At 69.4% G+C, this 11,081-nt stretch carries 12 protein-coding genes and 1 pseudogene; 1 reads left to right on the top strand and 12 read right to left on the bottom strand.

Annotated elements, in window-relative coordinates; all coding sequences use genetic code 11:
• The 3 genes from ON39_RS26675 to glgC all read right to left on the bottom strand — a co-directional run.
• On the bottom strand, positions 1-889 hold an 889-nt coding region (locus tag ON39_RS26675; protein ID WP_040738540.1), incomplete at its 3' end, for a DUF6545 domain-containing protein.
• Positions 890-897: 8 nt separating this feature from the next.
• Positions 898-1,398: a hypothetical protein gene (locus tag ON39_RS46145; protein WP_051187134.1), complete on the bottom strand. Its 501-nt coding sequence runs from the start codon at positions 1,396-1,398 to the stop codon at positions 898-900.
• A gap of 45 nt (positions 1,399-1,443) precedes the next feature.
• A complete protein-coding gene (gene glgC / locus ON39_RS26665; RefSeq protein ID WP_040738539.1) occupies positions 1,444-2,658 on the bottom strand; it encodes a glucose-1-phosphate adenylyltransferase in 1,215 nt (404 codons plus the stop codon).
• Positions 2,659-2,796: 138 nt separating this feature from the next.
• Here glgC and glgA point away from each other — a divergent pair, with 138 nt between their 5' ends.
• Positions 2,797-3,954, top strand: coding sequence for a glycogen synthase (gene glgA, locus ON39_RS26660; protein ID WP_040738542.1), 1,158 nt, complete (start codon positions 2,797-2,799; stop codon positions 3,952-3,954).
• A gap of 19 nt (positions 3,955-3,973) precedes the next feature.
• Here the strand turns inward: glgA and ON39_RS26655 are convergent, their stop codons facing one another.
• From ON39_RS26655 to ON39_RS26620, 9 genes and pseudogenes are all read right to left on the bottom strand, one after another.
• Positions 3,974-4,822: a putative RNA methyltransferase gene (locus ON39_RS26655; RefSeq protein ID WP_051187132.1), complete on the bottom strand. Its 849-nt coding sequence runs from the start codon at positions 4,820-4,822 to the stop codon at positions 3,974-3,976.
• Positions 4,809-4,976 carry a DUF3117 domain-containing protein gene (locus tag ON39_RS47585; protein ID WP_011211259.1) on the bottom strand — a complete coding sequence of 56 codons (168 nt, stop codon included), beginning with the start codon at positions 4,974-4,976 and terminating at the stop codon, positions 4,809-4,811. The genes ON39_RS26655 and ON39_RS47585 overlap by 14 nt, the downstream gene beginning before the upstream one ends.
• Positions 4,977-5,117: 141 nt before the next feature.
• Positions 5,118-5,726, bottom strand: coding sequence for a DNA-3-methyladenine glycosylase I (locus ON39_RS26650; RefSeq protein WP_040738538.1), 609 nt, complete (start codon positions 5,724-5,726; stop codon positions 5,118-5,120).
• Entirely contained in the window at positions 5,723-6,043 is a 321-nt protein-coding gene (locus tag ON39_RS26645; protein ID WP_040738537.1) for a DivIVA domain-containing protein, read from the bottom strand. The genes ON39_RS26650 and ON39_RS26645 overlap by 4 nt, the downstream gene beginning before the upstream one ends.
• A 180-nt stretch (positions 6,044-6,223) precedes the next feature.
• A pseudogene (locus ON39_RS26640) lies at positions 6,224-7,359 on the bottom strand (Mrp/NBP35 family ATP-binding protein).
• Between the two features lie 19 nt (positions 7,360-7,378).
• The gene (locus tag ON39_RS26635) at positions 7,379-8,242 is read right to left on the bottom strand and encodes a lytic transglycosylase domain-containing protein (protein ID WP_040738536.1); all 864 of its coding nucleotides are present in this window, start codon (positions 8,240-8,242) and stop codon (positions 7,379-7,381) included.
• Between the two features lie 111 nt (positions 8,243-8,353).
• Positions 8,354-9,808 (bottom strand): lytic transglycosylase domain-containing protein, encoded by a 1,455-nt coding sequence (locus tag ON39_RS26630; protein WP_040738535.1) that lies wholly within the window; start codon positions 9,806-9,808, stop codon positions 8,354-8,356.
• A 118-nt stretch (positions 9,809-9,926) separates the two neighbouring features.
• A complete protein-coding gene (locus tag ON39_RS26625) occupies positions 9,927-10,490 on the bottom strand; it encodes a DUF1003 domain-containing protein (RefSeq protein WP_040738534.1) in 564 nt (187 codons plus the stop codon).
• Positions 10,483-11,081: CBS domain-containing protein (locus ON39_RS26620; RefSeq protein ID WP_040738533.1), on the bottom strand; the 599-nt coding region annotated here is incomplete at its 5' end. The genes ON39_RS26625 and ON39_RS26620, both read right to left, overlap by 8 nt.

Here is an 11,081-nt window from a genome sequence, read left to right as displayed (position 1 = left end):
GAATCAGCACGCTGTCGCGGATCTCGATGACCGTGCGGTGCAGGTAATACCGGCTGCGGTGCCCCTCGACCGGCATCGAGATGCGATGAACGATCTCGGGGCACACTGCGGTCAGCCCGAACCACAACGGCAGCAACCGCTTTCGGTGACGCGACCAGGCGTCGAGCCCGGCGCGATCGACGAGCCGGAACACCAGGGGCACCGCGCCGATGCCGAAGAACGGCAGCACCTGGACGAACACGGTGTGGTCGTCGATGACGACCTGCGCACGCGTCAGCCCACTCTCGAGGCCGAACGCGCGCAGGCCGCAGCTGAGCAGGGTCAAGCTGAACATCAGCAGGACCGTCCCGGCGGCCCCGAGAATCAGAGCGTGCAGGGCGCGTTCGCGGCGGTCGTGCTGTTCGCGCATCTCGGCTACGCACACGCGGCCGGTGTGCAGGACCATCCAGTAGGACATGGGCGCCAGCGCCAGCCAGAAGCCGAACTGCCCCGGGCCCGGCTGCTCGTACATGGTGTACGGGCTCGTCCCCTGCGCGAGCCCGCTACAGAGCAGCGCCACCGCGCAGGACGCGCCCGCGCACCCGTAGACGGCGACCGCCGACGCCGCCCGGCCGAGCATCGCGGCCGCCAGGAGCAGGGTCGCCGCGGTGGTGACCATGAACCCGACGGCGCCGAGCTGATAGATCAACCCGATACTCAGCCGCCCGCCGGTGAGTGCGCTGAGGTGCAGGCGCAGCGTCGGTTCGTGCGTGGTGAGGATCCCGGTCAGCAGTGCGAGCAGCACGTTGAAGCGCCGGTCGACCAGCGTCGCGCGGAAGCAGAGCAGGCGGATCGTCACCAGCAGCCAGGCCGCCGCCGTGATCGGCAGCGTGACGACGGTCGGCGGCATCGGATCCGCTAGCGCCGGAAGATCGCCCGGCCGAGCGCGGAACCCGCACGGGGCGCGTCGGTTTCGGATAGCACCAGGGAGGCGAACAACTCCGCCTGGCTCTCCATGATGTCGTCGTAGTCGGTACGGGCCAGCACGCGCAGCACGACGGCGGGGTCGACGTCGGCGAACAACTGCGTCAGCGTTCGCGCACGGTCGTGCGGCGAGACGTAGCCCGCGTGATCGAGCAGCAGGTGCCCGATCTCGTGCAGCACGATGTGGTCGGTGTGGTAGCCCGAGCTCGCCGCGTCGTAGGCGACGACGAATCGATCCGGCCGCTCGATGACCACGCCGCACGGAAATCCGTTGGCCGTCAGGTCCGGCTGCGGGGACAGCGCGATCGGCTTGCCCAGCCGGGTCGCGACCTGATCGACGAAGGTCGCCAGGTGCCACGGCCGCGGCACCTCGAGCGAAGCGGTCAGTGTACGAACATGTTTCAGCGCGGGATCGGACCGTGCGCGCCGGCTCATGAACCTATCTTCCTGGCCGGACCGCCCCGCTGTCCATCGTTTTCGCTACACCCACACGCCCTTGCCAACGGTGACCACACCACCGTTGCTGACCGCGAAACGCTCGCGGTCGCGCGCCAGGTCGACGCCGATGATTTCGCCCTCGCCGACGACCACGTTCTTGTCCAGGATCGCCCGGCGCACCACCGCGCCGCGGCCGATCCGCACGCCCGGCATGAGCACGCTGCCCTCGACGGTCGCGCCGTCCTCGATCACCACGTTGGAGCTGAGCACCGAGTTGCGCACCGTGGCGGCCGACAGGATGCTGCCCGCACCGACGATGCACTCCTGCGCCAGCCCGCCCTGGGCGAACTTGGCGGGCGGCAGGTTCTCGGCGGCGCCGCGAATCGGCCAGTGCCGGTTGTACAGATTGAAGACCGGATGCACCGAGACGAGGTCCATGTGCGCGTCGTAGAACGCGTCGATGGTGCCCACGTCGCGCCAGTAGCCGCGGTCGCGCTCGGTCGCGCCGGGCACCTCGTTGTCGGCGAAGTCGTAGACGCCGGCCTGCCCCGCGGCGACCAGCGACGGGATGATGTCGCCGCCCATGTCGTGGTCGGAGTCGGAGTTGTCCGCGTCGGCCTTGATCGAGTCCACCAGCACCTTGGTGGTGAAGACATAGTTGCCCATTGACGCAAAAGTGACATTGGGATCGTCGGGCGTGCCCGGCGGATGCGCGGGCTTCTCCAGGAACTGCGTGATCAGGCCGGACTCGTCGGAGTCGATGCAGCCGAACGCGCTGGCTTCGCTGCGCGGCACCCGGATTCCGGCGACGGTGACGCCCGCGCCGGACTCGATGTGATGGTTGACCATCTGCTCCGGGTCCATCCGGTACACGTGGTCGGCGCCGAAAACCACGATGTAATCGGGGTCTTCGTCGTAGATCAGGTTCAGCGACTGCATGATCGCGTCGGCGCTGCCGGTGTACCAGCGCGGGCCGAGGCGCTGCTGGGCGGGCACCGGGGTGATGTACTCACCGGCGAAACCGGACAGTCGCCAGGTCTGGGAGATGTGGCGGTCCAGCGAGTGCGACTTGTACTGGGTGAGCACGCACAGTCGCAGGAAACCCGCGTTGACCAGGTTACTGAGTACGAAATCGATCAGTCGGTACGCGCCGCCGAACGGCACCGCCGGTTTGGCACGATCGGCCGTGAGTGGAAAGAGTCGCTTGCCCTCGCCACCGGCGAGCACGATCCCGAGTACGTGCGGCTGGCTCCTCACACCTGCCAAACTACCGGCTAACCGCCGCGCGAGTGGCCCCAGCGAAGGTGAACGTCTACTTTGAAGCTGGTGAGTTTCGGCACGGACACCGGCCGCTCGACGGCGGAGGCCGGCGCGCAGGACCGCCTTCGGGTCGCGATGCTGACCCGCGAGTACCCCCCGGAGGTGTATGGCGGAGCCGGGGTACATGTGACGCAATTGACCGCGCAGCTGCGGCGATTGTGCGAGGTCACCGTGCACTGCATGGGCGTGCCGCGCAACGACGCCGTGGTGCACCAACCCGATCCGCAGCTCTACGCCGCGAACGCGGCGGTGCAGATGATGTCGGCGCAGCTGCGCATGGCCGACGCCGCGGGGCAGGTGGACGTCGTGCACTCGCACACCTGGTACACCGGCCTCGCCGGACACCTGGCGGCCACGCTCTACGGCATCCCGCACGTGCTGACCGCGCACTCGCTCGAGCCGAGGCGGCCGTGGAAGGCCGAACAGCTCGGCGGCGGCTATCGGCTCTCGTCGTGGTCGGAGCGCAACGCGGTCGAGCACGCGGACGCGATCATCGCGGTGAGCGAGGGCATGCGCCACGACGTCCTCGACGCCTATCCCGCGGTGGATCCGGATCGAGTTCACGTCGTGCACAACGGCATCGACGCGGGCATGTGGTACCCGGGGCCCGCCGCAGCGGGTGCGCGGCCGGTGCTCGCCGTGCTCGGCGTGCGCACCGACCGGCCGATCGTGGCGTTCGTCGGGCGGATCACCCGGCAGAAGGGCGTCGGGCATCTGCTCGCCGCCGCCCGCGACTTCGACCCCGACATCCAGCTCGTGCTGTGCGCGGGCGCGCCCGACACCAAGGAGTTGGAGGCGGAGACCGCCGCCGCGGTCGAGGAGTTGCAGCGGCGCCGGGGCAATGTGTTCTGGGTGCGCGAGATGCTGCCCACCGAGCAGATCCGGCAGATCCTGGCCGCCGCCACGGTGTTCGTGTGCCCGTCGGTGTACGAGCCGCTCGGCATCGTGAACCTCGAGGCGATGGCGTGCGCGACCGCGGTGGTCGCCTCGGACGTCGGCGGCATCCCGGAGGTGGTCGACGACGGCAGCACCGGACGGCTGGTGCATTACGACCCGAGTGCCGCGCAGGAGTACGAGCACGGATTGGCCGCGGCCGTCAACGAGGTGGCCGGTGATCCGGCGCTGGCCGCGGCGTTCGGCGCGGCCGGGCGGGAGCGGGCGATCGCCGAGTTCGATTGGTCGCAGATCGCGGCGCAGACCGTCGGGGTCTATGAGCAGGTCCGCAAGGGCTGAGGTTCGCGGCTCCCGGCCCTCAGGCCCGGCGGTAGGTGGCGACCGTGACCGAGGCGGTGACCTCGGTGGTGTCGGCGAGGCCGGCGACGAGCGCGTCCTCGGCGGCGTGGTGCGCGGAGGGACCCATGGCGACCACGTTGGCCACGTCCGCCCTCGTGAGTTTCATCGGGTACTCGACGACGACGCGGTCGACCGCGACGAAGTGACCGGACATGGCCGCGTCGATCCGGCGATCCTTGTCCGGGTCGACGGTCACCATGCCGAGCGGGCCGATCAGCTCGCGCAGATGATGCTCGGTCGGTGCGGCGACGACGAACCGGCCGTGCTCGGTGAGCACGCGCGCGACCTCGGCGGGGTTGCGCGGCGCGAACACCGACAGCACGGCGCGCAAGGAGCCGTCGCGGACGGGCAGGCCGCGCCAGGCGTCGGCGAGCACCGAGGCGACCCGGGGATGCGCGCGGGCGCAGCGTTTGGCGGCGGGTTTCGCCACGTCCAGCGCGATGCCACGGGTCGACGGTGCGGCGTCGAGCACACCGGCCAGGTAGTAGCCGGTGCCCGCGCCCACCTCCAGCACTGTGCCGGGCGCATGCGCGTCCGGCCCGACCGCCTCCGCTACCGCGGCGGCGATGGGTGCGAAATGTCCCCCGCCCTGAAAGGCGGCACGCGCGTCCAGCATGGCCGCGGTGTCACCGGTCATCTTGGTCGACGCACCGGTCAGCAGGCTGACGTAACCCTGCTTGGCGAGGTCGAAACTGTGCCCGTGTCCGCAGCGCAATACCCGGTCCTGCGGCTCGAGTGCGAGCGCGCATTCCGGGCAAGCCAGCAGACCGGCCACCGCGGCCAGCGCTGAGGTATCAGCTGGTGACACTCTTCAGTTCGTCGCCGAGCGCCGCGGCCTCGTCCGGTGTGAGTTCGACGACCAAACGCCCGCCACCCTCGAGTGGAACCCGCATGACGATTCCACGCCCTTCCTTGGTTGCCTCGAGGGGACCGTCCCCGGTACGGGGCTTCATGGCCGCCATCCTCTGCTCCCTCCAGATCTGCGCGATATGCTGCGCACTTTCTTGGAACTCCAGTTGTCACCAACCAGCGAGCTCGCCGGCATTTGGCGAGCTACACCTGTCCCATTCTTCCCTATCGCGGATGTGGACGGATACCTGAGTTCAAAAAGTGACCGGTCGGACTGTGCCGGACACGTCACCGCCGACCCAGCAATCGGCCAGGTGATCGTCTACCATCCCGGTCGCCTGCATCAGCGCGTAGGCCGTGGTCGGGCCGACGAAGCGGAACCCGCGCCGCTTCAATTCTTTTGCCAGAGCGACGGATTCGGGTGTGGTGGCGGGCACATCGGCGCTCGTGCGCGGGCGTGGCCGCGGCTCCGGAGCGAACGACCAGAGCAGGGCGTCCAGCCCGATGTCGAGGTCGCGGGCGACCCGGGCGTTGGCGATCGCGGCCTCGATTTTGAGCCGGTTGCGCACGATGCCGGGGTCGGCGAGCAGGCGGGCCGTATCGGCCTCGCCGAACTCGGCGACGCGCTCGATCGAGAATCCGGCAAACGCCGTACGGAAGGCTGGCCGCTTGCGCAGGATGGTGATCCACGACAGACCCGACTGGAACGCCTCGAGACACAGCCGTTCGAAGAGGGCGTCGTCGCCGTGCAGCGGCTTCCCCCACTCGAAGTCGTGGTAGTCCCGGTACAGCTGGGTCTGCAGCGGCCAGGCGCAGCGGATCCGGCCGTCGTCCTCGGCGACGGCCTGCTCGGCCGGGCTCACTTCGGTTCCGGGGCGACCGGCGTCTGCCAGCGCGCGGCCTGCGCTTCGGTGAGCTGATGCTGTAGCTCGTCGATCCGGGCGGCGAGCTTGTCCAGCGCCCAATCCACCTCGGACGCCTTGTAACCGCGCACCACCTGCTGGAACCGCAGGCCCCGGACATCGGTGCCGGAGATCCCCTCGGCCGGCAGCACGGTCGCCGTCGTCCCCTCCGGCAGCGGCCCCAACTCCTCGGCCCGCCCGAATACCGCACTGGCGAGCAGGAAGAGCACCGCGGCGACGAGACCGACGATCAGCACGTAGAGCAGCAACGTGAGCATGGTTTGAGCTTATGGGCACCCACCGACACCACGCGAACGATGCCCACGCGGAAATCAGACATCGAAGCCACCCGGACAACTGATTGCGCGTCTACCTGAGTAACTCACCGGGACGGGCTGACAGGTCTACCGCAGTATCGCCGGTCGCCGACGTGGGTGAATACGCGGGCTGCCCTTGCGTTATCCCCGCCGGGTGGTGTCGATACTCAGCGACATGCCGGCCAGGCCGCGGCGGCGCACGGCCAGTTTGTCGGCGACGTCGAGCAGCGCCTTGGCGGCGGGGGAGCCGGGGTCGCGCAGGACGATCGGGTTGCCCTCGTCGCCCGCCTCGCGCACGCCCTGCTCGATCGGCACCTGACCGAGCAGCGGTACGTCGGCGCCGACGGCGCGGGTGAGGCGGTCGGCGACCACCTGTCCGCCGCCGGAGCCGTAGAGCTCCATCCGGCTGCCGTCGGGCAGGTCGAGCCAGGACATGTTCTCCACGACGCCCGCGATGCGCTGGCGGGTCTGCAGCGCGATGGCGCCCGCGCGCTCGGCCACCTCGGCGGCGGCGATCTGCGGGGTGGTCACGACGAGGATCTCGGCCCGGGGATCAGCTGGGCGATCGAGATGGCGATGTCGCCGGTGCCGGGCGGCAGGTCGAGCAGCAGCACGTCGAGGTCGCCCCAGAACACGTCGGCGAGGAACTGTTGCAGCGCGCGATGCAGCATCGGCCCGCGCCACACCACCGGCGTATTGCCCTTGGTGAACTGCGCGATGGAGATCATCTTCACGCCGTGCGCCTGCGGCGGCATGATCATCTTCTCGACCTGGGTCGGCCGCGCGTCGGTGCCGAGCATGCGGGGGATGGAGTGACCGTAGATGTCGGCGTCCAGGATGCCGACCGAGAGCCCGCGCGCGGCCATGGCGGCGGCGAGGTTGACCGTGACGCTGGACTTGCCGACGCCGCCTTTGCCCGACGCGACCGCGTACACGCGGGTGAGCGAGCCGGGCTGGGCGAACGGGATGACCGGGTCCGCCGAGTCGCCGCGCAGCTGCTTGCGCAGGTTGGTGCGCTGCTCGTCGTTCATCACGTCGAGGTCGACGCTGACCGCGCCGACGCCGGGCACGTCGGCGACGGCCTTGGTGACCCGCTGGATGATCTCGGTGCGCAGCGGGCAGCCCGCGGTGGTCAGGTAGATCTCGATGTGGACATTGCTGTCCGCGTTGATCGCGACGCTTTTCACCATGCCCAGTTCGGTGATCGGCTTGCGGATCTCCGGATCGTCGACCTTCGCGAGCGCACCCCGCACATCCGATTCCGTAACTACTGGCATGGCAGGAATTTTAGGCGTGTCAAATTCTGGGCAGATCCCCGGCCCGTGGTGCGACCCCGGTGCTGTAGGAGGTCTCCCAGGCCATGACGTTCGCGACGTAGGCCATCGAGTTGTTGTAGCGCAGGATCGCCTTGGACTGCTGGGCGAGGTCGCGCATGTTCAAACCGCCGTCGCAGAGGTACTTTCCGGCGGTCAGGGCCGCGTCGAAGAGGTTCTGCGGGTCGGCGATGCCGTCGCCGTTGCCGTCGGCGGCGTAGCGCTTCCAGGTCTGCGGCAGGAACTGCATCGGGCCGATCGCGCGGTCGTACCCGGCCAGGCCGTCCAGCTCGCCGCCGTCGGTGTCGCGGATGACGTGGTTGCCGTAGAGGCTGCCGTCGAGCACCGGGCCGTAGACCGCGGTGAGCGGGTTGCCGTCGGCGTCGGCCTTGCCGTACGCGTGGGTGGACTCGACGCGGCCGATCCCGGCCAGCATCGTCCACGGCATGTTGCAGCCGGTGTTCTCCTCGGCGAGGATGCGCTCGGCGTTCTGGTAGGCCGAGACCGCGATGCCCGGCACGCCCATTGGGCCCGACGGCAACGCCGCCATCTGCCGACCATCCGCCAGCGCAACGCTTTTCACCACCGGCGGCCCGCTCGGCTTCGCCATCTTGTTGGCGACGAACTCGGTCGTCGCGCCCGGATCCGTCAGCAGCGCAGTGGTTTCCGCCCCCTGCACGTCCTGACTGTCGACCGGGAGGTGCTCCGCCGCTGCTGCGGCCTCGACCCCATTACCCACATTGGACGCGGCGGTACATGCCATCAGTCCAGCGGGAACCAATCCGGTCAATGCGATAACCGAGCTGCGTTTTACGGTGACAGCCGGTTGCTTTCGGTGACGCCCCACTGTGCGGTGACCCTCCAACGGCTCGATGAGCCCTTCGTGATCTGACGAAGAGGAGACTACCGCATCCGAGACCTTTTTGTTACTCCTTTGTGACCTGCATCGAGTTTGGTCTCAGCCCTGCGGGGCAGGGGGCAGCGGGATCACGATGCCGAACGGCAATGTGATGCCGGGCTGCTGGGTCGGCGCCGTCGTTTCGGGGGCCGGCGCCCCGTCCACAGACGGTGTCGGATCCACCGTGACCGTCGGCGGGGCCTCCGGCGTCGCCTGCGGGGCGGGCACGGCCTGCTGCTGTGGTGCGGACTGCTGCGGCGCCGTCTGCTGCGGCGCCTGCGCGCGCTGCTGGGCGTCCGGCGGCGTGCAGACCGGCATGACGGGCTGCTCCGGGTGCGCCGGATCCTTGGGCGCGACCGTTCCCGCGCCGAAGCTCTGGGCGGGCGCGCCGGGCACGACCGCGGCCTCCGCCGGCTCGCCCGGCTGCGGCATGGGGGCCGGAATGACCACGGGCTCACAGGGATTGAGCGGCTTCGGCGGCGGCGGGCAGAAGATGCCGCAGGGGATCGGCGGCAGGCCGGGGATGGTGATCATCACCTCGGTCGGCGTCGGGGTCGTCGTGGTGGTGCTCGTCTGCGGCGCCGCGGGGACCGTGCTGCCCGGTGTCGGGTTGGTGTAGGTCACGGCCGTCATGTCCGGCATCGGAATGGGCGCGCGGCCGGGCGGGATCAGCTCGGGCGAGATGTTCACCTGCGTCGGCGCGCCGCCGGTGCGGTAGGCCGCGGCCCAGCTGAGCACGTTGGCCGCGTAGGCCGTGGAGTTGTTGTAGCGCAGGATCGCCCGCAGTTCCTGGGCTTGGTCGCGCAGGTTCAGCCCGCCCGAGCACAGGTACTTGCCCGCGGCGAGCGCGGCGTCGAAGACATTGTTCGGATCGGCGACGCCGTCGCCGTTCCCGTCGGCGGCGTACTGGGTCCAGGTGCCGGGCAGGAACTGCATGGGGCCGACCGCGCGCACGTAACCACCGCTGGCGGCCTTGATGATCTCGTTGCCCGGCAGCGTGCCGTCGAGCGCGGGGCCGTAGATCGGGGTGACCGTGGTGCCGGCCGCGTCGGTGCGTCCGCCGCTCGCGTGCCCGGATTCGATCCGGCCGATGCCCGCCAGCAGACTCCAGGACAACCCGCAGTCCGGCGTGGACGACTCGAGCGCGAGTTCGGCGTTGCGGTACGCGGCGAGCACGATCTCCGGAATGCCGAGCGCGCCGCCGACCAGCGGCAGCGAGATCTCCTGCAGCGGCACACGTCCCGCGAACGGCGCCGAGCCGTCCAACGGGGTCATAGCTCGCAGTTTGCGGGGAGCCTCCTGGGTGACCGGCAGCAGGCCGACTGTCTTAGACAGTCCCGTGTCGCTCGCGGCGCCCGAAGCTTCGCTCGCCCCAGCGGGATTCGTGGACGAAGCCAGTAAGGCCTCCGGTGCGGTGGGCGCGCCCGTCGAAGACGTGGGATCGGAGGTGGAGCCGGTGGCGACGAGACCGGCGACGACCAGGGCCGAGACGGTTATCGGAGCAGATATACGCATTCAGCCACACCAATCCTTACGTCGTTTGAGCGGCTGTCCGGGACATTCCAAATTCTGGCCGCTCGGGACAACGTTCTCCAGGTTACCCACCAGTCAGGTAGTTGTTCGGTATTTCCGGTCAATCATCAGCTACGCCCGGTGAAACCGGGCTCGACGTCTGCTTGCGACCGGAGTTTTTCTTGCGCTGCGACGTGGGGTTCTCCGCGCCGTCGAGGCGCTCGAGCATGTCCTTGATCTCCTCCAATTCCCTGCGCAGATAGTCGCGTGTGGCGACCTCGCCGACCGCGATCCGCAACGCTGCGAGTTCGCGGGCGAGAAACTCGGTGTCCGCCTTGGTCTGTGCGGCCCGCGTGCGGTCCTCCTCCAGCGACACCCGGTCGCGGTTGTCCTGCCGGTTCTGCGCCAGCAGGATCAGGGGCGCGGCGTAGGCGGCCTGTGTGGAGAACGCCAGATTCAACAGAATGAACGGGTACGGATCCCAGCGCAAGGCTATGACGAAGACGTTCAACGCGATCCAGACCACCACGACGATCGTCTGGATGGCCAGGTAACGCCCGGTGCCGAGGAAGCGGGCGACCCGCTCGCTGCTGCGCGCGAGCGCCTCTGCGTCCCAATCGATCCGGAACCGAGACTCGACCGGCGTCTCCAGCCGCTGCCGCGCGCCGCCGACCTTGTCACTCATGTCCGACGATCCCTTCGTGCAGCTCTTCCTGATCGCGCCAGTCATCGGGGAGCAAATGGTCGAGCACGTCGTCGACGCTGACTGCGCCGAGCAGGTGGTTCTCCTCGTCCACCACCGGTCCGCAGACCATGTTGTAGGTCGCGAAGTAGCGGGTCACCTCGCTCAGCGGCACCTCGGGGCGCAGCGGGGCGAGGTCCGCGTCGAGAATGCCGCCGACCAGATGGGCGGGCGGCTCGCGCAGCAGCTGCTGGATGTGCACCGAGCCGAGGTAGCGGCCGGTCGGCGTGGCGGTGGGCGGCCGGACGACGAACACCATCGAGGCCAGCGCGGGCGTCAGGTCGGGGTTGCGCACGCGCGCCAGCGCCTCGGCGACCGTGGTGGACGGCGTCAGGATCACCGGCTTCGGCGTCATCAAACCGCCCGCGCTGTACGGGGAGTGCTCGAGCAGCCTGCGGACGGGCTCGGACTCCTCCGGATCCATCAGGGCCAGCAGCGATTCGGCCTCGCCGACCGGCAGCTCGCCGAGCAGGTCGGCCGCGTCGTCGGGGTCCATCGCCTCGAGCACGTCGGCGGCGCGGCGCACCTCCAGGT

It is taken from the genome of Nocardia tenerifensis NBRC 101015 (genome assembly GCF_000308715.1).
GTDB lineage: Bacteria > Actinomycetota > Actinomycetes > Mycobacteriales > Mycobacteriaceae > Nocardia > Nocardia tenerifensis.
This window is presented reverse-complemented; position numbering and strand designations above follow the sequence as displayed.